Source organism: Streptomyces sp. CB09001, from assembly GCF_003369795.1.
GTDB lineage: Bacteria > Actinomycetota > Actinomycetes > Streptomycetales > Streptomycetaceae > Streptomyces.
Genome location: NZ_CP026730.1, coordinates 6,025,019 through 6,047,621, shown reverse-complemented (window position 1 = coordinate 6,047,621; position 22,603 = coordinate 6,025,019). Strand labels below are relative to the sequence as shown.

Sequence of the window (22,603 nt, the reverse complement as noted above, 5' to 3'; positions counted from 1 at the left end):
CCCCCGAACCGCCCGTGGCTTCGGCCGCCCACTCCCCGGCCGGAGCCCCGGGCCCTCCCTCGGCCCGCTCACCCACCACGGAAGGGAACGGTGCATGCGCAACCGGCTCGCGACGGTGCTCACGGTGCTGCTGGCCGTTCTGCTGCCGCTGGTCCCGGCCTGGCCCGCGGCCGGCGCCCAGGTGGGCCCCGGCGGTCCCCTCGCGGCCGCCGCGGCCACGGCCGTGCCCCACCCGGCCCTCGACCTCCACGCGGACGACGGCTGTACGCCGGTCTGCGCCGCCCAGTCCCGGGCCCGGCACGACCACCTGGCCGAGCGCCCGACGGTCCCCGACCACCACGCGGCCACCGCGGGGCGCGACGCCGGTAGCGGCGCCGGTGCCCACGCCCGGACCTCGGCCACGCCTGGTCCGGTACCGGTCTCCCCCGGCCGCGCGAGCCACGACAGCGGCCGGGCGCCGCCCGTCTCCTCCGGCATCTGAGACGCACACCCCGACCACCCGTCACGTTCTTTTGCCGCGGCCGCGCTCGGCCGCCGCCGCGGCGTGCCCGCCGGAGGCCCGTCTTGAAACGCTCCCGTCCCCCTTCCCGTTCCCGTACGCGGTCCCGTTCCCGTACGCGGTCGCGTTCCCTGAACGTCCGTGCGCTCGTCGCGCTCGTCGTGCTGGCCGGGGCCGTGGCCATCGCGCTGACCGTGCCGGTCCGCCTCGGCCTCGACCTGCGCGGCGGCACCCAGATCGTCCTGGAGACCAAGTCCACCGAGACCACCAAGGCCGACCGGGAGGCCACCGACCGCACCGTGGAGGTGCTGCGCGGCCGCATCGACGCCCTCGGTGTCGCCGAGCCGACCATCGTCCGCTCCGGCGAGAACCGCGTCGTCGTCGAGCTGCCCGGCGTGCAGGACCCGAAGAAGGCCGCCGACGTGCTGGGCCGCACCGCGCAGCTCACCGTCCACTCGGTGCTCGGCCCGGCCGAGAGCCCCGGGGACGGGGCCGACGGCAAGACCGACGGCACGACCGCCAAGGACGGCGAGCGGGTGCTGCCGGACGAGTCCGGGCAGTCCCTGCGGCTGAAGGACGCCACGCTGACCGGGCAGGACGTCAAGGGCGCCGACGCCCGCTTCGACCAGCAGAACGGCGCGGGCTGGCACGTCACCGTCGACTTCAAGGACGCCGGCAGCGACCGGTGGGCCCAGGTGACCGGCGAGGCGGCCTGCCACCCGGCCGGTGATCCCCAGCGCCGGGTCGCCATCGTGCTCGACGGCAAGATCATCTCCTCGCCGCAGGTCGACCCCTCCGTGGCCTGCGGGGCGGGCATCACCGGCGGCTCCACGCAGATCACCGGCTCCTTCGACGACGCGGAGGCCCGCGAACTGGCGCTGCTCGTCAAGGGCGGCGCCCTGCCCGTGCCGGTCGAGACGATCGAGCAGCGCACCATCGGCGCCACCCTGGGCGACGAGGCCATCTCGGCCGGTGCCTGGGCCGCCGTCATCGGCACCGCGCTGACCGCGCTGTTCATCATCGTCGTCTACCGGCTGATGGGCGCCCTCGCGACGGTGGCCCTGCTCTGCTACGGCCTGATCTCCTACGCCGCCCTCGCCGCGGTCGGCGCCACCCTGACCCTGCCGGGCCTCGCGGGCTTCGTGCTGGCGATCGGCATGGCGGTGGACGCCAACGTCCTCGTCTTCGAACGGGCCCGCGAGGAACAGGCGGCCCGGACCCGTCCCAGTACGCGCTCCGCGCTGACCGCCGGTTTCCGCAGCGCCTTCAGCGCGATCGCCGACTCCAACATCACCACGCTGATCGCCGCCGCCCTGCTGTTCTTCCTGGCCTCCGGTCCGGTCAAGGGCTTCGGGGTCACGCTCGGCATCGGTGTGCTGGCCTCCATGGTCAGCGCCCTGGTGATCACCCGGGTGCTCGCCGAGTTCGCCGCGAGCCGCCCGGCGGTCTACCGCCGCCCGCGCATCACCGGCATCTCCTCGACCGGCCCGGTCCGGGACGCCCTGCTGCGCCGCAACCCCTTCCTGATGCGCCGGCCGCGCCGCTGGCTGGCGGCCTCGCTGATCGTCCTCGTGGTGGCGGGCTCCGGCATCCTGGTGCGGGGCCTGAACTTCGGCATCGAGTTCACCGGGGGGCGGCTCATCGAGTACTCCACCGCCACCCAGGTCGATCCCGACCGGGCGCGGGACGCCCTGGCCGACGCGGGCTTCCCGCGCGCCGTCGTCCAGTCCTCCGGCGACGGCGACCTCACGGTGCGCACGGAGGAGCTGACCGACACCGAGGCGGCGACCGTCACGAAGGCCGTCGCCGAACTGGGCGGCGAGACGGAGAAGGTCCGCGACGAACTGATCGGACCGAGCCTCGGCGAGGAGCTGCGCCGGGACGCCCTGATCGCCCTCGGCCTGGCCCTGGCCGCGCAGCTGGCGTACCTGGCGGTCCGGTTCCGCCTGCTGTTCGGCACTGCGGCGGTCGGCGCGCTCGCCCACGACGTGGTGATCCTGGTGGGTGTGTTCGCCTGGCTGGGCAAGCCGATCGACGGGGTGTTCCTGGCGGCGCTGCTGACCGTGATCGGCTACTCGGTCAACGACTCGGTGGTGCTCTTCGACCGCATCCGGGAACTGCTGGGCAAGGAGCGGAAGACGCCGTTCGACCGGCTCACCAACGACGCGATCCTGCAGACCCTGCCGCGCACGGTCAACACGGGCATGGGGGCGGTGCTCATCCTCGCCTCGCTGGCGGTCCTGGCCGACGACTCGCTCACCGACTTCGCGCTCGCGCTGCTGATCGGCGTGGGGGTCGGCACGTACTCGTCGGTCTTCACCGCCTCTCCGCTGGCCATCGAGCTGCACAACCGCGACGCCGCCGGTTCCCGCCCCGGGCGCCGCAAGGGCGGCGGGGCGCGCGCCACGGGGAAGTCCCAGAAGCCGGGGAAGCAGGTACCCACGAGCCGCACGGAACGGCAGGAGGTCCGTTAGCGGCGGGCAGACAGGCCCGCGGCGCTCGCCGCCGCTGCGGGCAGTCGTGCCGCTGGGGCGGCACGGGTGGGCGCAGCGGCACCCGGCAAACGCCGGCGAGTGCACCCATCCCGGGCCTCCGGCTCACGACGTGCCCGTGAAGTGCTCCCCCACCAGGGCCCGCACCATGTCCGGGTCGCCGGCGATCAGCGCGTCCAGCAGCGCGGTGTGCTGGTGCGCGTCGGCGACCAGGTCGGCCCGGCCGCGCACGGAGGGCGAGCCGGCCGGCGGCCACTGGGCGCGGCGGTGCACGTCACCGGCGATCCGGACGAGCTGTTCGTTGCCGGCCAGCACGAGCACGGCGCGGTGGAAGGCGCGGTCGGCCTCGGCGTAGGTGGCCGGGCAGCCGGAGGAGGCGGCCCGGACGGTGGCCTCGGCGAGGGGGCGCAGCTCCGCCCAGTGCTCGGCGGGCACCGTGCGGGCCAGCCGGAGCCACACCGGGACCTCGATCAGGGCCCGGACCTCGGCCAGCTCGGACAGCTCACGGTCACCGCGTTCGAGGACGCGGAAGCCCCGGTTGGGGACGACCTCGACGGCGCCCTCCAGGGCGAGCTGCTGCATGGCCTCCCGCACGGGTGTGGCCGAGACGCCGAACCGCTCGCCGAGCACCGGGGCCGAGTAGACCTCGCCGGGCCGCAGTTCACCGGTGCCCAGCGCGGAGCGCAGGGCGGCGAGGATCTGCCCGCGCACGGAGGAACGCTGGACGAGGGCCCGCGGGCGGGGCAGCGGCGGTTCGCCGTGGGTGTGCTCGCCGCGTGCCGAGCCGTCCGGCTCGCCGCCGCCGGGGGCCCGGTTCCGTGCCCCGTCCGCAGCTCCCGGCTGCACCGGGATCCGCACCGCTTCGGCCGCCGTACCCGTACCCGCACCCGTTCTTGCGGCGCCCTGCGCGCTGTGCTTCACGGGTCCTCCTGCGGGACGTGTCGGTACTTGGGGTCATTACGGCGGGTTGTCACCTGTCCGTCAAGCACCATAAGCGCAGGGGCCGTCAGTTCAAATCCAAGAACATATTGAGTAAGGTAAGGCTTACCTTTAAGCAGCCCGTTGTCCCGACGTGGATCGGTGGTCCCGCATGCCTGTCGCCCGCACGGCCCTCACGGACGCCTACGCGCGCCTGAACGAGGTCCTCCCCGGGCTGGGCGTGACCGAACTGGCCGCGGCCGACGAGGTCCCGGGCGGCGACGGCTGGGTCACGGCCGCCTCCCTCGCCGCGGGCGGGTCGGAGCTGGCGGGCTTCCTGGCCTGGGACGAGGCCCAGGTGCTGCGGGATTACGGACAGCGGGCCCGGCCGGACGTGATCGCGAGCTTCGGCCTGCACCGGTACGCGTGGCCCGCCTGCCTGCTGATCACCGTGCCGTGGTTCCTGCACCGCCGGGTGCCCCGCCACCCCGCGGCCCACGTGTCCTACGACCGCACGGCCGCCGGGCTCCCGCTCGGGCGGATGGCGGTGCGTGCCGCGTCCTTCGCCTGCCTCCCCGGCGACTCCGCCGCCGGCCTGCCCGGCGCGCGGGTGGTCGCCGACGAGGAGGCGCTGCGCGCCGAGGTGCGGGCCGCGGTCGCCGAGCACCTGGAGCCGGTCCTGGCCGGATTCGGCCCCCGGATGCGGCGGCGCGGACGCGCGCTGTGGGGAATGGCGACCGATGAGGTCGTCGAAGGCCTGTGGTACGTCGCCCATCTGCTCGGCGAGCAGGAGCGGGCGCGGCACGAGCTGGAGCTGCTGCTGCCGGGCGCGACCAAGCCGTACGTCGGGGACGCGGCGTTCCGCGAGCTGAAGGGGCCGGACGGCGAACCGCTGCACACCCGGGACCGGGCGAGCTGCTGCATGTTCTTCACCCTGCGCCCCGAGGACACCTGCGCCACCTGCCCGCGGACCTGTGACGCCGACCGCGTGGACAGGCTGCTCGCCGCGACGGGCTGAGCGGCCGTCAGCTAAGATCGTCCGCGTTGTTCCACAACTCCCCCACACGTCGCGGGAACTTTCCGTGGAACCACCCGTACGGGTAGTCTTAATCGAACTCAACTCCCGCCCCTCACGCGGCAGTTCGAGCAGAACGCCGCCCTGGGCACCCCCTCTGCACTCCCTTGGCGGCCTCTTGCCCCGAAACCCCCTGAGGGCCGCTGGGTTTGGGCCACCATGGCGGGCGTTACGCCCTATCCCACTGCAAGGGACCCCAGATGAGATTGACCGACATATCGCTGAACTGGCTGCTTCCGGGCGCCGTGCTGCTCCTGGGCATGCTGGCGGCGGTGGCGGTGCTCGCGCGCGGCAAGCGTTCCTCGGGGAAGGACGCGGGCGCGGACGACTCGTGGGAGCGCATGGAGGAGCGCCGCCGGCGCAAGGAGGCCCTCTACGGCACCTTCTCCTACGTCCTGCTCTTCTGCTGTGCCGCGGTCGCCGCGGCGCTCTCCTTCCACGGTCTGGTCGGCTTCGGCGAGCAGAACCTCGGCCTGAGCGGCGGCTGGCAGTACCTGGTCCCGTTCGGTCTCGACGGTGCGGCGATGTTCTGCTCCGTCCTCGCGGTGCGCGAGGCCAGCCACGGAGACGCGGCGCTCGGCTCGCGGATACTGGTGTGGGCCTTCGCCTTCGCCGCGGCCTGGTTCAACTGGGTGCACGCGCCTCGCGGCCTGGGGCACGCGGGTGCCCCGCACTTCTTCGCGGGCATGTCCCTGTCGGCGGCGGTGCTGTTCGACCGGGCCCTGAAGCAGACCCGCCGGGCCGCCCTGCGCGAGCAGGGCCTGGTGCCGCGTCCGCTGCCGCAGATCCGCATGGTCCGCTGGCTGCGCGCGCCCCGCGAGACGTACCGCGCCTGGTCGCTGATGCTCCTGGAGGGTGTGCGCAGCCTGGACGAGGCCGTCGAGGAGGTGCGCGACGACCGGCGCCAGAAGGAGGAGAAGAAGCTCCGGCGGCGCGAGCAGGAGCGGCTGGAGCGGGCGCAGCTCAAGGCGATCAGCCGGGGCCACGGCCACCGCGGCTTCCCCGGGCGCGGCGGCCGTCAGGTCGAGGTCGAGGTGCAGCAGGTCGAGCGGGGCTCGGAACGCGCCGCCGCGGAGCCTGCCATATCGACCCCGGAGCAACTGCCCGCGGCGAGCCGGCGGCCCTCCCTGCAGCCCGTGCGGAGCGGGTCTGAGCAGATGACCGTGGGGACCGTCGACCTCACCGCGGAGGACGACACCCAGGCCCTGCCCCGCCTGGACTCCCTGGAGCGCAAGCTCAAGGACCTGGAGCAGCAGTTCGGCTAGGCCGAGCGCGCACCGCAAGTGATGCCGATGGTCTGAGGCGCCGGTCTGCCCGGCGCCTCAGGCCGCTTCCGCACCCGCTGCCGCGCCCAGTTCGAACCAGACCGACTTGCCCACCTCACAGGGCTGTACGCCCCAGTCGTCGGCGAGCGACTCGACCAGGACCAGCCCTCTGCCGTTGGTGCTCTCCTCCCGCTGCGGTGCGCGCGGCCGGGGCTGCCGGCCCCGGCCCACGAAGTCCCGTACCTCGACCCGCAGGGCACGCGGCCCGACCGTCGCGGTCAGGACGGCGCCCTCGTCGGTGTGCACGAGCGCGTTGGTGACCAGCTCGCTGGCGAGCAGCTCCGCGACCTCCGACTGCCCGGGCCCACCCCAGTGCCGCAGCAGTTCACGCAGTGCCCGCCGGGCCTCGGGCACCGCCCGCAGGTCCGCCCGGCCGAGCCGCCGCCTGAGCTGTGGCACCGCCTGCTCCTTCATGTCCCCCGTCGGCGCGCTGATGTCGTCTCCCCCCGTCTGTCCCGCTCCGGTCGAACAACTTCACGGGGAAAGCCTTGCCCGTTCGGGCCCTCGCCAGTCATCCGGATTCGGACCGGCTGTCCGTACGGTCACGGACGCGGGACGTTGCGCAGGTTCGAACGGGCCATCTGGACCATGCGTCCGACGCCGCCGTCCAGCACGATCTTCGAGGCGGACAGGGCGAAGCCGGTGACCATGTCGGCGCTGATCTTCGGCGGGATGGACAGGGCGTTGGGGTCGGTGACGACGTCGACGAGGGCGGGGCCCTTGTGCTTGAAGGCCGCCTTCAGCGCCCCGGCCAGGTCCTTGGGCTTCTCCACCCTGACGCCGAAGACGCCGCAGGCCTCGGCGACGGCGGCGAAGTCGGGGTTCTTGTTGGCCACGCCGTGCGAGGGCAGGCCGGCCACGAGCATCTCCAACTCCACCATGCCGAGCGAGGAGTTGTTGAAGAGGACGACCTTCACCGGGAGGTCGTGCTGGACGAGGGTGAGGAAGTCGCCCATCAGCATGGTGAATCCGCCGTCGCCGGACATCGACACGACCTGCCGGCGCCGGTCGGTGAACTGGGCGCCGATCGCCATCGGCAGCGCGTTCGCCATCGAACCGTGGGAGAAGGAACCGATGATGCGGCGGCGTCCGTTGGGCGAGATGTAGCGGGCCGCCCAGACATTGCACATCCCGGTGTCGACGGTGAACACCGCGTCGTCGTCGGCCATTTCGTCGAGCAGGGCGGCCACGTACTCGGGGTGGATCGGGACGTGCTTGTCGACCTTGCGGGTGTACGCCTTGACGACGCCCTCCAGCGCGTCCGCGTGCTTCTTCAGCATCCGGTCGAGGAAGCGGCGGCTCTTCTTCTCCTTCACCCGCGGGATCAGGCAGCGCAGCGTCTCCCGCGCGTCGCCCCACACCGCGAGGTCCAGTTTGGAGCGCCGTCCCAGGTGCTCGGGCCGGACGTCGATCTGGGCGATCTTCACGTCGTTCGGGAGGAAGGCGTTGTACGGGAAGTCGGTGCCGATCAGGAGCAGCAGGTCGCACTCGTGGGTGGCCTCGTAGGCGGCGCCGTAGCCGAGCAGCCCGCTCATGCCGACGTCGTAGGGGTTGTCGTACTGGATGAACTCCTTGCCCCGCAGGGCGTGCCCCACCGGTGCCTTGAGCTTCCCGGCGAACTCCATGACCTCGGCGTGCGCGCCGGCGGTGCCGCTGCCGCAGAACAGGGTGACCTTGTCGGCGTCGTCGATCATCCGCACCAGCCGGTCGATCTCCTCGTCGCCGGGCCGGACGGTGGGCCGGGAGGTGACGAGCGCCGTCTCGGCCGCCTTCTCCGGGGCGGGCTCGTCCGCGACGTCGCCGGGCAGCGAGACGACGCTGACGCCGCCCTGGCCGACGGCGTGCTGGATGGCGGTCTGCAGCAGTCTCGGCATCTGCTTCGGGCTGGAGATCAGCTCGCTGTAGTGGCTGCACTCGCGGAACAGCTGGTCGGGGTGGGTCTCCTGGAAGAAGCCGAGCCCGATCTCGCTGGACGGGATCTGGGAGGCGAGGGCGAGGACGGGGGCCATCGAGCGGTGGGCGTCGTAGAGCCCGTTGATGAGGTGGAGGTTGCCGGGGCCGCACGAGCCGGCGCACGCGGCGAGCTTCCCCGTGATCTGTGCCTCCGCCCCGGCGGCGAAGGCTGCGGTCTCCTCGTGCCGCACGTGCACCCATTCGATGCCGGAGTGGCGGCGCACGGCGTCCACGACCGGGTTGAGGCTGTCCCCGACCACTCCGTAGAGGCGCTCGACCCCGGCGCGGGTGAGGATGTCGACGAACTGTTCCGCGACGTTCTGTTTGGCCATGGGTCCAGCTATGCCACAGCGAGCGGTCTCACGCCTCCCAAACGGCGGCGGCCGTACGGTCGTCCGCGTATCCCTTGACCCGTACGCCGCTGTCCGCGAGGAACTCCCCCGGTCCGGGCGCCGGGCGGCCCGCCCATCGCCGCGCGAGGAGTTCGCCCAGCTCGGGCTCGCTCAGCAGTGGCTCGGCGAGGCCCGCGGTGCACATCAGGAGCACATCACCCGGGCGGGCTACGGAGGCCCGGAAGCGGAAGGGCTCGCGGGGCGGCCCGGCGGGCGGGCCGTCGTACGGGCCCGGGGGCGTGGTGATGCCGAGGTCCATGGTGAGCCGGTCGCCCTCGGGCGTCTCGCTCGGCGCGTCGCTCGGCGCGGAGCCGAAGCCGAGGACGGGCTCTCCGGTGACGTCACCGGCGTCCGGCTCCATGTCCTGCCAGGCGCCGTCCCGCAGCCGGAGCAGTCCGCCCGCGCCGACGCCGAAGAACACCCGCGTGCGGCACCCGGGGTCCGCGGGCAGCAGCAGGCAGCGCAGGGTGGCCGCGTACTCGTCCGGGGCCAGGCCCTGTTCGGCGGCCCCCGCCCGGAGCCGGCCGAGGCTGCGGTCGGTGAGGCGGTGCAGGCCGGACTTCAGGTCGCCGCGCCGGGCGGCCCGCAGGTCCTCGGCGAGCCGGGCGTGGCTGCGGCCCACGGCCCGCCCGATCCACCGGCACACCTCGGCCGCCGCCCGGTGCGCCCCGGCGGTGGCACGGGCGCCGGTCGCCATCGCCACCAGGATCAGCGCCTGCTCGCCCGCGCCGAACCGGGCGACGAGCAGCGCGTCGCGCCGCGGCTCGCCCCGGTAGCGGGCGGAGTCCCCGCGCACGGAGACGGCCCGCAGCGTGCACGTCCCGTACCGGGCGCCCTCCAGCACGGTGTCCGGGACCAGCCCGTCGAGGCCGTCGGGATCGGCGGGCGGCAGCGCGCTGGGCGCGGCGTCGTAGGTGGGCGGCCCGCTGCCGACGTAGTCGCGGTCGGCGGCGTCCGAGGAGGGGAGGAAGGGCGGCGGAAGCGGGGGCAGGCCGGACACGGCCCGGGGCGGCGGAACCGCCTCGGGCGGCTCTCTGAGGTCACCGGCACCGGACCCCGACGTGGTCGGTCCACGCGGGTCCGGCCGCCTCGGCGCGGGAGGCCGCCCGGCACCCGGCACCGGGGGCGACGCGGAACCGGTCCTCCCGGCCGGCGGCGCCCCCGCCGGGACGGACGGCGCGCCGGAGTGCCCGCTCCCCGACCACACCGACCCCGCTCCCGGCGCCACGGGACCGGACGGTTCACCCGGCGGCGGAGCTCCGGCGGGCGTGGGCCGTCGCGCGCCGGGGGCGCCCGTACCGCCGGGCTCGGGACCCGCGGCCGGAAAGCTCCTCGGACCGGCGGATGTCGCGGACGGAGGCTCCCAGGGAGCCCTGGGCCGGGACGGCCCGGCAGCCGGCGAGGGCCCACCGTCCCCGGGCCCGCCGTCACCCGCCCCCGGGGAGCCCGGAGACCCGTACCGGCCGCGTCCTCCCGAGCCGGTGCCCTCGGCCGCCGCTCCCCCGGCGCGTCCAGCACTGCCCCGTGGGGCGTCGTCCCCGGTGCGGGGGCCGGGGACGGCGGGCGGGGTCCGGGACCACCAGGGCCGTCCCGGTTCGGGCGCGGTGGGGGACGGTGGTGGCGTCGGGTGCGTCGGCTCGCCGGGGCCGGGGGCCGCCGGTCCGCGGGCCAGCGTGCCCGCCGCCGAGGCGAAGCGGTCGTCGAGGGAATCGGGCGCGGCCGTGGGGCCGGTGTCGTCGGTGGAGTCGTCGTACAGCTGCCCCCACCAGTCGTCCTCAGGTCCGATGGGACCGGTGGGACCGGTGGGCCTTCCCCCCTGCTGACTCATGCTCCTGATTGTCCACCGATGGGCCCGGATGAAAACGGGGCATCGGGAAATTCGGGGCGGGCCGGCGTGCGCCGGGCGGCGTGTCGGGGGACGCGTCGAACAGTTCTGCGGGGTGGGGCGGCCGAGCGGCCCCACCCCCCACGGGAGGACCGCCCGGCGACGCCACCTTGGCAGAGTGACCGGCGGTACGGCGATGATGTCCCGAGGCGGCTTTGCGCCGTGGCCGTTTTCCGCCACGGGCGTCCGCGCAGGTGGAGGTGGGCATGGTTCTGGGGAGGGGCGACACCTGATGCTGGGAGTGCTGGGGCTGGAGGACACGCACGAGGCCGCGTACCGGGCGCTGGTGTCGGTGGGCGCGGCAGACGTACCGGATCTGGCCAGGCGGCTGGCGCTCGGCGAGCGGGACACCGAGCGCGCGCTGCGCCGGCTGGAGCAGAACGGGCTCGCCGCCCAGTCCTCGGCCCGCCCGGGACGCTGGGTCGCGGCCCCGCCGGGCGTCGCGCTGGGCGCCCTGCTCACCCAGCAGCGGCACGAGCTGGAGCGGGCGGAGCTGGCGGCGGCGCTGCTGGCGGAGGAGTACCGGGCGGCGGCGGCCGAGCCCGCGGTGCACGACCTGGTGGAGGTGGTGACCGGCGCCGGGGCCGTCGCCCAGCGATTCCTCCAGCTCCAGCTCGGCGCCGGCGACGAGGTGTGCGCGCTGGTCACCGACAAGCCGGTGGCCGTGACCGGCATGGAGAACGACGCGGAGGAACAGGCCACCGGGCGCGGTGTCCGCTACCGGGTGGTGGTCGAGCGGTCGGTCCTCGACCTGCCGACCGGCATCACCGAGCTGACCGCCGCGCTGGGCCGCGACGAGCAGGTCCGGGTCGTGGACCGGGTGCCGACCAAGCTGATCGTGGCCGACCGCTCCCTCGCCCTGGTCCCGCTCACCGCGCGCTCCTCGGAGCCCGCCGCGCTGGTGGTGCACTCCAGCGGCCTGCTCGAACTGCTGTCGGGCCTGTTCGAGGTCGTGTGGCGGGACGCCCTCCCGCTGCGCCTGGGTGCCTCCGGCGTGACCGAGCAGGCCCCCGACGGCCCCGACGGCACCGATCTGGAGATCCTCTCCCTGCTGCTCGCCGGACTGACCGACGCGAGCGTGGCCAAGCAGCTCGACCTGGGCCTGCGGACCGTGCAGCGGCGGGTGAAGCGCCTGATGGAGCTGACCGGGGTCACGACCCGGCTCCAGCTGGGCTGGCACGCCTACGAGAGGGACTGGGTGGCCAGAAAGCACTGAGCCGACCTCGCCGACCGGGCCGACTTCTGCGAACCGGGCCGGACTCCTGCACCCTGGACAGATGGGAGCGTGGGACCTCCTGCTGGCCGGCCTGGTCATTCTGCTCGGGCTGTGCGGCGTCCTGCTGCCCGGCGTGCCGGGATCGTGGCTGGTGTGGGCCGGGGTCCTGTGGTGGGCGCTGAAGGATCCGCAGCCGCTCGCGTGGGCGGTCCTGGTCGGCGCCACCGTCGTGCTCCTGCTGTCCCGGGCGGTGCGCTGGGCACTGCCGACCCGCAGGAAACGCCGGGACGAGGCCATGCGCCGGCTGACGGCGTACGCGGGCGCGGGCGCCGTCCTCGGCTTCGTCCTGGTCCCCGTGCTCGGCGCGATCCCCGGCTTCATGGGCGGCATCTACCTCGCCGAGCGGCTGCGGCTGGGGCGGCACGGCGAGGCGATGGCGTCGCTGCGGACGGCGATGCGCCAGGGCGGCGCCGACCTGCTGACCGAGCTGTTCGCCTGCCTGCTGATCACCGGGGCGTGGCTGGGAGCGGTGCTGGCCGGCTGAGCGGGGCGCCCTCCAGCGACAGCAGCCGCGTCTTGCGTTCCAGTCCGCCCGCGTACCCGGTCAGGGAGCCGTCGGCGCCGATCACCCGGTGGCAGGGGCGCAGGATCAGCAGCGGATTCGCGCCGATCGCGCCCCCGACGGCGCGTACCGCGGGCCGCGAGGCGCCGATGCGCGCGGCGATCTCGCCGTATGTCGTCGTCGCCCCGTAGGGCACGTCGTCCAGGGCGGCCCACACCCGCTCCCGGAAGGCGGTGCCCTCCGCGCGCAGCGGCAGCGAGAACTCCGTCAGCTCCCCGGCGAAGTAGGCGCCGAGCTGCTCCTCGGCCGCCCGGAAGGGCCCGGCGTCGGGCCGCCACCCGTCCCGGACGGTCCGGCCGCCCTTCTGCCCGGGCACGGAGAGGGAGGTGAGCGCGCCGTCGGAGGCGGCGGTGAGGAGCAGCCGCCCGACGGGGCTGTCGACCTCGTGCCAGTACGTCTCGACGGGGATGCTCGTGCTCGTGGTCGTGGTCGTGCTCGTGGTCATCGGTCGTTCTCCCACTCTCCTGCTGCGCGCAGGTGGTTCAGTGCGTACGAGCGCCAGGGGCGCCAGGTGTCGGGGACGGCGGAGCCGGGCGGGGCGACGTCCGGGTCGCCGAGGGCGCGGGTGCGCACGACGGCGACGGTAGGGGCGTCCAGGCCGGGCAGAGCGAGCAGGGCGCGTTCGGCCGCGTCCCGGTCGGCGCCCGGGTCCAGGCGTACGGCGCCGTCGGCGAGGGCGGCGGCGAGCACGCCCGGGGTGCCGTCGGGCGCGGCCTCGGCGAGGACGGCCGGTTCGGGGAAGAGATGGGTGAGGGTGCCGCAGGGCGCGTCGAGCACCTTGCCGTACCGCTGGACGAGCCGCTCGGCCTCCGCGCGCCCCACCAGGGCCCGCACGGCCAGTTCGTCGGGGTCGGCGGTGCCCGGTGAGCGCAGTCCGGGGCGGGCGGCGACCAGCGGGGCGAGCCGGGGGTCGGCGGCGAGCCGCTCGTCGACGGCGTACGGGTCGGCGTCGAGGTCGAACAGCCGTCGCAGCCGTTGTACGGAGGTGGTCAGATCGCGCAGGTCGGTGAGGTGGAGGCGGGCGTCGAGCCAGCCGCCGCTGCCCGCACCCGCCCGACCCGGCCGCTCCTGGACGGCGACGATCCCGGTGCCGTACGGCAGGCGCAGGGTGCGCCGGTAGAGGCGGTGGCCGGTTTCGCCGCTCACCTCCTCCACCCCGGCGACGGCCTCCCGCTGGAGCAGGTCGAAGACGGGGCCGGGCTGGTAGGGGCCGCGGTGGGCGAGGCGCAGCGGGACACCGGCGGAGGGGGTGGCCGTGCGCCGGGCGGCCCGGTCGCGGGCCGGGGCGGCGGCGCGCAGTTCGCTGGGGGTGGCCGCGTACACGGCCCGGACGGTGTCGTTGAACTGCCGCACGCTGGCGAACCCCGACGCGAAGGCGATCTCGGTGACCGGCAGGCCGGTGGTCTGCAGCAGGACCCGCGCGGTGTGCGCCCGCTGGGCGCGGGCGAGGGCCACGGGTCCGGCGCCCACCTCGGCGGTGAGCTGCCGCTGCACCTGGCGGGCGCTGTAGCCGAGCCGGCCGGCGAGTCCGGCGACGCCCTCCCGGTCCACGACACCGTCACCGATCAGCCGCATGGCCCGGCCGACGACGTCGGCGCGGACGTTCCAGTCCGCGGAGCCCGGCACGGCGTCGGGACGGCACCGCCGGCAGGCCCGGAAACCCGAGCCCTGCGCGGCGGCGGCCGTCGCGAAGAACCGCACGTTGCGCCGCTTCGGTGTGACCGCGGGGCAGCTGGGCCGGCAGTAGATGCCGGTCGTCTCGACGGCGAAGAAGAACGCGCCGTCGAACCGGGCGTCCCGGCTCCGCACGGCCTCGTACCGGACGTCCTCGCGCGTCTTCTCGTGCTCCGCTGTCTGTGTCACGCCGTCCAGTCTCCGCCAGACCGGCGGACCGGGCTGGCGGAAATCGGACATCACGGTGGAGTGGCCGGCGGACTACCGCAGGCCGCTCCTCTTGGCCTCCATCGCCGCCTTGCCGATGGCGCCCCGCCGCTTCCACTCCTTGCGGATCTCGGCCCGCATTCGGGCGTCGGTCTTGGCGACGATGCGCTGGTTCTCCCGGATGAGCTTGCGGTAGCTCTCCAGCCGCCGCTCCGGCAGCTCGCCGCTGTCGATGGCGGCGAGCACGGCACAGCCCGGCTCGCTCTCGTGGGCGCAGTCGTGGAACCGGCACTCCTCGGCCAGCTCCGCGATCTCGGCGAACACCTGGTCCACCCCACTGCCCGCGTCCCACAGCCCGACGCCCCGCAGCCCCGGGGTGTCGATCAGCACGCCCCCGCCGGGCATGGCGAGGAGGTTGCGGGTGGTGGTGGTGTGCCGGCCCTTGCCGTCGACGTCGCGGATGGCCTGGACGTCCATGACGTCCTCGCCGAGCAGCGCGTTGGCGAGGGTGGATTTCCCGGCGCCGGACTGTCCGAGCAGCACCGCGGTGCCCCCGGAGACGACGGCGGCGAGCACGTCGAGCCCTTCGCCCTGCGCGGCGCTGACGGACAGCACCGGCACGCCGGGCGCGGCGGTCTCCACGTCCTGGACGAGGTACGCCAGGGTCACCGGGTCGGGCACGAGGTCGGCCTTGGTGAGGACGACCACGGGCTGCGCCCCCGATTCCCAGGCGAGGGCGAGGAAGCGTTCGATCCGGGCCAGGTCCAGCTCGGCCGCGAGCGACACGGCGACGATCGCCTGGTCGACGTTGGCCGCGAGGATCTGCCCCTCGGACCGCTTGGAGGAGGTGGAGCGCACGAAGGCGGTACGGCGCGGCAGATACGTCCGTACGTAGCGCGGGTTGCCGCCCTCGGGGTCGACGGCGACCCAGTCGCCGGTGCAGACCACCAGCAGCGGGTCGTTGGGGGTGACGAACGCGGTGTCGGCCCGCACGAGGCCGTCCGCGGTGACGACGTCGCACTGCCCGCGGTCGACGCGGACGACCCGGCCGGGCAGCAGCCCTTCGGCGGCGTACGGCGCGAACGCGTCGGCCCACGCGTCGTCCCAGCCGTAGGAGGACAGGGCGGAGTAGTCGGAGGTGGAAGACGTGGAAGTCAAGGGGTGACCCTTCAGGGTGCGGCCCCGGCGCGAGGACTCAGGGAGCGGCTGAGATCAGCCGGTGGCCACGGAGGTGGACTCGATGGACTCCTGGATGCGGGCAGCGCCCGTCACAGTGACAGCCATTGGTCGACACCTCCTCGGCAAAACCCCTGTCGGCGGCCGGTGGGGCCGCCGCTCGAACATCGGTCACCTTAGTCGCGCGCCCAGGGGACGCGCCACCCAATATCCACGAACCGTCCGCTCACACCTCGACGGCCGCGTCCTCCGGCAGGCTGTCCATGAAGGAGCTGACCGAGAAGACCGCGTTGCCGGCGCCGGGCGGGCCGTAGCCGGGGGGCGAGGAGAGGCCGAAGTCCTCCATGGTCTGGCGGTAGGCCTGGAGCAGCCGGATGTGGTACTCCAGCGGGGCGCCGTCGGGGTTGGTCTTGCCCAGCGGGGTGGTGGGCTCGGGGCACCAGGTGGTGAAGCGGGGCGTGATGCCGTGCGACATGAAGAAGCGCAGGCCCTCGGTGGTGGACGCGATGGCCTCGTCGACGGTCTTGAAGCCGAAGGGCTCGGCCATCTCCACGCCCGCGACGAAGTTGGGGATGACGTTGCGGGCGCCGAAGACCTCGGTGGAGTCCAGGATGCGCTTGTGCCACTCGTCGCGGCCGACGTACCGCTCCTTGCCGGGGCAGTACATCTTGAACAGGTACTCGTCCCACACCTCGAAGTTGGGGTGGTAGATCTGCACGCCGTAGTCCTTGAAGCGCTGGACGTCCGGCTTGGGCAGGGCCTGGGCGACGACCTTGCCGATCCAGCGGCCGGGGAAGTGCTCCTCGATGGCCTTGGCGTACCGCCCGTAGAAGTCGGCCTCGTCGAGACCCTGGACCTTCGAGGTGATCGCGCCGCCGGTGAGCGTGTACGCGGTGGAGATCCTGGCGGTGTCGTACTTGTCGATGATCTCCAGCGCCTCGAGGACCTCGTCGACGTCCTTCACGCCCGTATACGGCCGGCCCGCCGCCTTGTGCTGGCGCCAGTTGTGGTTGATGTCGCAGTACTGGCACTCCTCCTTGGCGCCGAAGTACTGGCAGACGCGGAACGCGGTCAGGTAGATCAGGTAGCCCCACTGGATGGTCGGGGCCACCTCCATGACCGACTTCCCGTTGGAGAGCTTGTGCCGGTAGTACTCGGGCATGGGCGGCACACCGACGTCGGCGATCCGTTTGCCGTCCAGGTAGAGACCGAGGACACCGTCCCCGTTCGCGGCGACGCGGTAGGGGGAGGCCGGGTTCACGCGGACCGAGACGACGGTGCGGCGCAGGTCGTAGGGGCCGCCGGTGAGGATGATCTCCTCGGGCGGGCGGCGCAGGGCGGCCTCGCCCAGCTCGGGCAGGGTGCCGTGGTCGAAGGAGAAGATGAAGTACGACTTCGGCTTGACCTCGCCGTCCTCATTGTCGCTGAGGGCGGAGGGGTCGAAGGCGACACCGCCGCGCAGCAGGTCCTCCTTGAAGACGGCCTCGCGCGGTACGTGCGGGAACCGCTCCATCAGATCCTCGACCAGCGCGGTACGGCTGTCCATCCCGTGTCTCCTCCCGGGTCCGGCGTTCGACTTCTCACGGTATGCCCCCGCGGGAGAGGCTTCCCGCCCGGGGCCCCTCCAGGCGCGCCGGGTAGGTTTCCGCGCTATGAGCGACATCACGGTGACCAACTGGGCCGGCAACATCACGTACACGGCCAAGGAACTGCTGCGGCCGCGCTCCCTGGACGCGCTGCGGGCCCTGGTGGCGGACAGCGCCAGGGTGCGGGTGCTGGGCAGCGGGCATTCCTTCAACGAGATCGCCGAGCCGGGCGACGGCGGCGTCCTGCTGTCGCTGGCGGACCTGCCGTCCGTGGTGGACGTGGACACCGCGGCCCGTACGGTGCGGGTCGGTGGCGGCGTGCGGTACGCCGAGCTGGCCCGGGTGGTGCACGCGCGGGGCCTCGCGCTGGCGAACATGGCCTCGCTGCCGCACATCTCGGTCGCCGGGTCGGTGGCCACCGGCACCCACGGTTCCGGGGTGGGCAACGGTTCGCTGGCCTCCGTGGTGCGCGAGGTGGAGCTGGTCACCGCGGACGGTTCGACGGTGACCGTGGCCCGGGGCGAGGAGAGGTTCGCCGGGGCGGTGACCTCGCTCGGCGCGCTGGGCGTGGTGACCTCGCTCACGCTCGACCTGGAGCCCGCCTACGAGGTGGAGCAGCACGTCTTCACCGAGCTGCCGCTGGCGGGGCTGGACACGGCGACGTTCGAGACGGTGATGGCGGCGGCGTACAGCGTGAGTCTGTTCACCGACTGGCGGGAGCCCGGCTTCCGGCAGGTGTGGCTGAAGCGGCGCACCGACCGGCCGCTGGACGGCTTCCCGTACGCGGAGGCCGCCGCCGAGAAGATGCATCCGGTGCCGGGCATGCCCGCGGTCAACTGCACGGAGCAGTTCGGGGTGCCGGGGCCCTGGCACGAGCGGCTGCCGCACTTCCGCGCGGAGTTCACGCCCAGCAGCGGTGCGGAGCTGCAGTCGGAGTACCTGATGCCCCGGGAGCACGCCCTGGCCGCCCTGCACGCGATGGACGCCATACGGGAGACGATCGCGCCGGTGCTGCAGACCTGTGAGATCCGTACGGTCGCCGCGGACGAGCAGTGGCTGAGCCCTTCCTACGGCCGGGACACCGTGGCGGCGCACTTCACCTGGGTCGAGGACACGGCGGCGGTGCTGCCGGTGGTGCGGCGGCTGGAGGAGGCCCTCGCCCCCTTCGCGGCCCGCCCGCACTGGGGGAAGGTGTTCACCGTCCCGGCGGGCGAGCTGCGCGCGCTGTACCCGCGGCTGGCCGACTTCGGGGCGCTGACCGGGGCGCTGGACCCGGCGGGGAAGTTCACCAACGCGTTCGTGCGCGGGGTGCTCCAGGGCTGAGCACCCCGCGCCCCCTGGAGTTCGGGCCGTTCAGTGGTCGGCGCAACACGGTGTGGGGTCGGGGTCCTCGAACGGCACCAGGGTGCCGCCCACCGCGGGCATGGCGGCCAGGACGAGACGGCCGTCCTGCCAGTGCGGGCGGACGTGGTTCCGGGTGACCAGCCGGGTGTCCGGGGCGGGCTCGTCCGGTGTGCCCAGGACGGTCACCCGGTCGACGGCGGAGCGGGCGAGCAGCTCGGCGAGCGTCAGGGTGCCGGTGAGGGTGGCCGCGCCGGGGAAGAGGACGGCACGGCCGGTCTCGTCCCAGGCACCGTCGCGGACCTCGTGCCCGCGGGCCGTGAGCCGGTCCCGGGCGGTGCGCAGGACCGGCTCCGCCTCGGCGGCGAGGGACAGGGCGACCCGCGGGCGGCCGTCCCGCACCAGGTGCGTGCAGCCGAAGACGCCCTCGGGAAGGACGAGTTCGGCCGCCAGCTCCTGGAGCAGGTGGTCGGCCTCGCGCAGGGTCGTCGCGTCGGTGTCGATGCCGAGGACGTACGGCGCGGCGGGCGGTGTCACGAGGGCAGGATCCAGACGGGGTTGGAGTAGAACCACAGGTCGCGCCACGGGTCGGCGTCGCCGACGACGTCGATGGCGGGGCCCGCCGGGTCGACCTTGGCACCCAGCGCGCCGACGGCGGACCGGTTGCCGTCGGTGCCGCGGGTGCGGAGGTAGACGGGGCGGTCGACGCGGCCGAGGTCGTAGGTGAGGCGGACGGTGCCGGTGTCCTTGTTGACCTCGTAGGACTTGACCACCCGGGCGGTCGGCGCGGTGAAGGTGTCCTTGTCGGCGGCCGGTCCGGTCACGTCGCCCTGGATGACGTCGACGCGGGCCAGCTTCGGGACGAATCCCGCCCAGTTGGGGCCGCCGGCCAGGGCGACGTCGATGGAGAGGGTGACCCGGGTGCCCCTGCGGACGTGCAGGGCGCCGCCGAGGGTGGCCCAGCGGCCGCCGCCCGAGACGCGGACGTCGAGGCCGCTGACGAGCTGCCCGTGGTCGACCCAGACGCGGCCGGCGCGGATGCCGTCCATGACGGCGGCGTAGGAGAAGCCGTCGGAGCCGACGTGGGTGCGGCTGTACTGGCCGGGCCAGAAGTCGTTCTGGTTGATGTCGATCTGTCCGGCGTAGACGGGGTCGTCGTAGCGGCCGTTGGCGTTGAAGTCGCCGCCGCCGCGGGCGCCGGTGTCGGCGTAGACCTGGTGGGAGTCGGAGTTGGCGGTGATCCACCACGGGCGGCCCTCGGCGATGAGGCTGTCCCACAGGCCGCCGACGGTGGCGGTCATCCAGTCGAAGCCGCCCCAGGTGCGGTAGCTCTCCAGGGGGTATCCGGCGAAGGAGTTGGCGCTCGGGCTGCCGTCGTAGATGCCGCGGGCACCGCCCGGGCCGAGGGGCTTGGGGAGGCCGCCCGCCTGGTGGCCCGGGGCGCCCTCGAAGCCGACGGCGATCTGGTGGCCGCGGGAGGTGGCGTCGCGCCAGGCGCGGATCTCGTGCGGGGAGTCGATGCCCTTGCGCGCCGGGTGGTTGGCGAGCATCAGGGCGTCCTTGACCTTGCGCCGCTTGACCTGGTCGGCGAGGAAGGAGAGTCCGGCGATGGCGAGGGCCTCGTTGGCGGGGGTGGAGTCGCCCGCGCCCTTGACGCTGCCGTCGTAGTCGGTCTCGAACTGCTTGAGGACCGAGACCTCGTGCTTGCCGGGGTGGACGAAGACGGTGCCGTGCTCGGCGGCCGGGATGTTCCACTCCAGGCCCTGGAAGACGAGGGTGTCCTCGTGGGCGTCGCGGGCCTCGCGGATGTCCGGGTTGACCTTCTCCACCCCGATCTTCGCGTGGGTGGCGCTGCCGTGGTCGGTGATGACCAGCCAGTCCATGCCGTGCCGGGCGCCCTGGCGGACCTGGTCGACGACGCGGTACTTGCCGTCGCTGCTGTACTGGGTGTGGATGTGGTGGTCGCCTGCCAGCCAGAGGAAGCCCTTCCTGCGGCGGCCGTTGCTCGCGGCCTGCGCGGGGGCGGCGGGTGCGGCGGTGGCGGTGCCGGTCGGGGCGAGGACGGTGCCGGCGGCCAGTCCGGCGCCGAGCAGACCGGCGCGGCGCAGCAGACCGCGGCGCGACTGCTGCGCGGGGCTCAGGACCTCGTCGGGGACGCTGGTGTCGAAGGCGGCGGGCAGGGCCTGTGCGGTGGCGTGCTCGTGGTCGTGTGTGTGTCCGTGGTGGTGGTGACCGTGCGGGTGTCCGTGTCCGTGCCCCATGCGTGTTCCTCCTGGATACCGCCGCCGTGCGCGGCTTCGAGGAGAATCGGCGTGGAAGGTGAACGTTGAACGACTCGCAGGTGATCCAGGGCTGCCGCCCGTCCTGCCCTAGCATGAAACCTAGGATCCCTAGGTTGCAGGAAGGTGGCGCATGCCCCGAGTGGGTCTTACCACGGACCGTGTCGTCGCCGCGGCCGCCGGCCTGGCCGACGAGGCCGGCTTCGAGGCGGTCACCGTCTCCGCGCTCGCCCGGCACTTCGGGGTGAAGGACGCCAGCCTGTACACCCACGTGCGCAACCTCCAGGACCTGCGCGTCCGGGTCGCGCTGCTGGCCGGCGGCGAGCTGATCGAGGAGATCGCCGCGGCGGTGGCCGGCCGGGCGGGGAAGGAGGCGCTGGCCGCCTTCGCGGGCGCCTACCGGGCGTACGCCCTGCGCCACCCCGGCCGCTACGCCGCCACGCAGATCCGCGTCGACCAGTCCCTCGTCGCCGACTCCCCCACCCTGCGCCGCACCACCGAGATCACCTACGGCATGCTGCGGTCCTACGGCCTCACGGAGCCCGACCTCACCGACGCCGTACGCCTGCTGCGCAGCACCTTCCACGGGTACTGCGCGCTGGAGTCCTCCGGCGCCTTCGGGGCCCCGCGGGACGTTCAGGCGTCCTGGGACAAGGCGGTCGACGCGCTGCACGTGGCGCTGGAGAACTGGCCGCGCGCTTGAGGTCGGCCCGGCGCCCGCACCTCGGCGTACGTGGGCGTCGGGCCGTCCGGGTGCCGGCCCGCCCGGACGTCGGTGGCTGCCCGGACGGCGGCGCCCAGCGCCCGCCGGTAGAGCAGCGAGCCGAGGCTGACGCGGCGTACGCCGAGGTCGGCGAGGTGCGCGAGGCTGGGTCCCGCGGGCGCGTACAGGACGTTGAGGGGAACGTCGAAGTGGGCGGCGAGGGACGCGATGCGGGCGGGGTCGGTGAGTCCGGGGACGAAGACGCCGTCGGCACCGGCCTCGCGGTAGGCCTCCAGGCGCCGCAGCGTCTGAGTGGCGTCGCCGTCGCCCGACCAGTACGTGTCCGTGCGGGCGTTGACGAACAGGCCGGGGGCGGCCGAGCGGACCGCGGCGATCTTCGCGGCGTGCCGGTCGGCGGGCCCGAGGGCGTCCTCCAGGTTGATGCCGACGGCACCGACCGCCGCCAGCTGTCGCGCGAACTCCCCCACCGCGTCGGGGTCGTCGCTGAACCCGCCCTCCGCGTCGACGGAGAGCAGGATGGGGGCCGAGCCGAGGGTGAGGGCCAGCCGCAGGGTCTCGTCGCGGGTCGCGGACGCCCCGTCGGGCAGTCCGGCCGCCGCCGCGACGCCGAGGCTGGTCGTGCCGACGGCGCGAAAGCCCTGCCCGGCGAGGGCGAAGGCGGAGGCGTGGTCCCAGGCGCACGGCAGCAGCAGCGGCTCACCTGCGCGGTGCAGGGCGGCGAAGGCGCTCACGAGAGATCGCCCACCGCGTCGGCGTAGTACCCGGACTCCGCCAGGTGCGCGGCCAGTTCCCGGAAACTCCAGCCCTCGCCCGGCGAGTGGTCGAGCTGCTCTTCGGTGAGCGCGTCCAGGCGGTTGGCCCAGATCCGGGCGAGCCGGGTGAGGCGGCTGCGGGCCTCGTCGAGGTCCTCGGAGGTGAAGGCGGCGCGGTCCGCCTCCGTGGTGACCAGGGAGGCGTGCCAGTGGTCGGGCTGCGTCTCCTCCCCCGCCAGCCGGGCCTCCAGCTCCGCGAGGTGGTCGACCATGTGGTCGGCGACCCGCCGGATCGCCTTGTGCGGGGTGTGGACACGGCCGTCGGCGTGGGCGGGCCGCCCGTCCCAGCGGGTCCAGGTGGCGGCCAGGTCCAGGACGTGGTCGACCATGCCGGTGACGGCGTCGGCGGGCGAGGTGCGGGTGTTCGTGTCGCTCATGTCCCGCACGCTAGGTGCCGGTTCCTTCGGTGGCGGCCGAAGTGTCCCCG

20 protein-coding genes are annotated in these 22,603 nt (G+C 74.0%); 8 read left to right on the top strand and 12 right to left on the bottom strand.

Features of this window, described 5'->3' with window-relative positions; genetic code table 11:
- The first annotated feature begins 94 nt into the window (after positions 1 to 94).
- Complete coding sequence (locus C4J65_RS28065; protein WP_115744899.1) at positions 95 to 481, top strand: hypothetical protein; 387 nt, start codon at positions 95 to 97, stop codon at positions 479 to 481.
- Between the two features lie 83 nt (positions 482 to 564).
- Complete coding sequence (gene secD / locus C4J65_RS28060) at positions 565 to 2,973, top strand: protein translocase subunit SecD (RefSeq protein ID WP_115744898.1); 2,409 nt, start codon at positions 565 to 567, stop codon at positions 2,971 to 2,973.
- A 123-nt stretch (positions 2,974 to 3,096) separates the two neighbouring features.
- Here the strand turns inward: secD and C4J65_RS28055 are convergent, their stop codons facing one another.
- Positions 3,097 to 3,912, bottom strand: coding sequence for a GntR family transcriptional regulator (locus C4J65_RS28055; protein WP_115744897.1), 816 nt, complete (start codon positions 3,910 to 3,912; stop codon positions 3,097 to 3,099).
- Positions 3,913 to 4,081: 169 nt separating this feature from the next.
- Between C4J65_RS28055 and C4J65_RS28050 the strand changes: the two genes are divergently transcribed.
- Complete coding sequence (locus C4J65_RS28050) at positions 4,082 to 4,927, top strand: (2Fe-2S)-binding protein (protein WP_115744896.1); 846 nt, start codon at positions 4,082 to 4,084, stop codon at positions 4,925 to 4,927.
- Positions 4,928 to 5,184: 257 nt separating this feature from the next.
- The gene (locus C4J65_RS28045) at positions 5,185 to 6,249 is read left to right on the top strand and encodes a DUF2637 domain-containing protein (RefSeq protein WP_115744895.1); all 1,065 of its coding nucleotides are present in this window, start codon (positions 5,185 to 5,187) and stop codon (positions 6,247 to 6,249) included.
- A 57-nt stretch (positions 6,250 to 6,306) separates the two neighbouring features.
- Here C4J65_RS28045 and C4J65_RS28040 read toward each other — a convergent pair whose 3' ends face one another.
- The 3 genes from C4J65_RS28040 to C4J65_RS36420 all read right to left on the bottom strand — a co-directional run bounded on the left by C4J65_RS28040 (position 6,307) and on the right by C4J65_RS36420 (position 10,482).
- Complete coding sequence (locus C4J65_RS28040; protein ID WP_205351080.1) at positions 6,307 to 6,723, bottom strand: ATP-binding protein; 417 nt, start codon at positions 6,721 to 6,723, stop codon at positions 6,307 to 6,309.
- Positions 6,724 to 6,851: 128 nt separating this feature from the next.
- Positions 6,852 to 8,594, bottom strand: a complete 1,743-nt coding sequence (locus C4J65_RS28035; RefSeq protein WP_115744894.1) for a pyruvate dehydrogenase — start codon at positions 8,592 to 8,594, stop codon at positions 6,852 to 6,854.
- A gap of 28 nt (positions 8,595 to 8,622) precedes the next feature.
- Entirely contained in the window at positions 8,623 to 10,482 is a 1,860-nt protein-coding gene (locus tag C4J65_RS36420) for a protein phosphatase 2C domain-containing protein (protein WP_205351079.1), read from the bottom strand.
- Positions 10,483 to 10,771: 289 nt separating this feature from the next.
- On the opposite strand from C4J65_RS36420, the gene C4J65_RS28025 reads away from it, so the two are divergent.
- The gene (locus tag C4J65_RS28025) at positions 10,772 to 11,755 is read left to right on the top strand and encodes a LuxR family transcriptional regulator (RefSeq protein ID WP_115744892.1); all 984 of its coding nucleotides are present in this window, start codon (positions 10,772 to 10,774) and stop codon (positions 11,753 to 11,755) included.
- A gap of 61 nt (positions 11,756 to 11,816) precedes the next feature.
- Positions 11,817 to 12,299: a DUF456 domain-containing protein gene (locus tag C4J65_RS28020; protein WP_115744891.1), complete on the top strand. Its 483-nt coding sequence runs from the start codon at positions 11,817 to 11,819 to the stop codon at positions 12,297 to 12,299.
- Here C4J65_RS28020 and C4J65_RS28015 read toward each other — a convergent pair.
- The 4 genes from C4J65_RS28015 to C4J65_RS28000 all read right to left on the bottom strand — a co-directional run bounded on the left by C4J65_RS28015 (position 12,262) and on the right by C4J65_RS28000 (position 16,980).
- Positions 12,262 to 12,822, bottom strand: coding sequence for a methylated-DNA--[protein]-cysteine S-methyltransferase (locus C4J65_RS28015; protein WP_115744890.1), 561 nt, complete (start codon positions 12,820 to 12,822; stop codon positions 12,262 to 12,264). The genes C4J65_RS28020 and C4J65_RS28015 overlap by 38 nt on opposite strands.
- Positions 12,819 to 14,291, bottom strand: coding sequence for an AlkA N-terminal domain-containing protein (locus C4J65_RS28010; RefSeq protein ID WP_240330539.1), 1,473 nt, complete (start codon positions 14,289 to 14,291; stop codon positions 12,819 to 12,821). Before C4J65_RS28010 ends, C4J65_RS28015 begins: the two co-directional genes overlap by 4 nt.
- Positions 14,292 to 14,312: 21 nt before the next feature.
- The gene (gene rsgA, locus C4J65_RS28005) at positions 14,313 to 15,416 is read right to left on the bottom strand and encodes a ribosome small subunit-dependent GTPase A (RefSeq protein WP_115744889.1); all 1,104 of its coding nucleotides are present in this window, start codon (positions 15,414 to 15,416) and stop codon (positions 14,313 to 14,315) included.
- Between the two features lie 244 nt (positions 15,417 to 15,660).
- Positions 15,661 to 16,980 (bottom strand): radical SAM protein, encoded by a 1,320-nt coding sequence (locus C4J65_RS28000; protein WP_115744888.1) that lies wholly within the window; start codon positions 16,978 to 16,980, stop codon positions 15,661 to 15,663.
- A gap of 106 nt (positions 16,981 to 17,086) precedes the next feature.
- Here C4J65_RS28000 and aldO point away from each other — a divergent pair, with 106 nt between their 5' ends.
- Positions 17,087 to 18,343, top strand: coding sequence for an alditol oxidase (gene aldO / locus C4J65_RS27995; RefSeq protein ID WP_115744887.1), 1,257 nt, complete (start codon positions 17,087 to 17,089; stop codon positions 18,341 to 18,343).
- A 30-nt stretch (positions 18,344 to 18,373) separates the two neighbouring features.
- Here the strand turns inward: aldO and C4J65_RS27990 are convergent, their stop codons facing one another.
- Both C4J65_RS27990 and C4J65_RS27985 read right to left on the bottom strand, forming a co-directional pair.
- The gene (locus C4J65_RS27990) at positions 18,374 to 18,898 is read right to left on the bottom strand and encodes a hypothetical protein (RefSeq protein WP_115744886.1); all 525 of its coding nucleotides are present in this window, start codon (positions 18,896 to 18,898) and stop codon (positions 18,374 to 18,376) included.
- Positions 18,895 to 20,622 (bottom strand): PHP domain-containing protein, encoded by a 1,728-nt coding sequence (locus C4J65_RS27985; RefSeq protein WP_115744885.1) that lies wholly within the window; start codon positions 20,620 to 20,622, stop codon positions 18,895 to 18,897. Before C4J65_RS27985 ends, C4J65_RS27990 begins: the two co-directional genes overlap by 4 nt.
- A gap of 151 nt (positions 20,623 to 20,773) precedes the next feature.
- On the opposite strand from C4J65_RS27985, the gene C4J65_RS27980 reads away from it, so the two are divergent.
- Entirely contained in the window at positions 20,774 to 21,343 is a 570-nt protein-coding gene (locus C4J65_RS27980) for a TetR-like C-terminal domain-containing protein (protein WP_115744884.1), read from the top strand.
- Here C4J65_RS27980 and C4J65_RS27975 read toward each other — a convergent pair.
- Positions 21,277 to 22,095: an isocitrate lyase/phosphoenolpyruvate mutase family protein gene (locus C4J65_RS27975; RefSeq protein WP_115744883.1), complete on the bottom strand. Its 819-nt coding sequence runs from the start codon at positions 22,093 to 22,095 to the stop codon at positions 21,277 to 21,279. The two genes, C4J65_RS27980 and C4J65_RS27975, sit on opposite strands and share 67 nt — an antisense overlap.
- Entirely contained in the window at positions 22,092 to 22,553 is a 462-nt protein-coding gene (locus tag C4J65_RS27970; protein ID WP_162833389.1) for a hypothetical protein, read from the bottom strand. Before C4J65_RS27970 ends, C4J65_RS27975 begins: the two co-directional genes overlap by 4 nt.
- Positions 22,554 to 22,603: the final 50 nt, after the last annotated feature.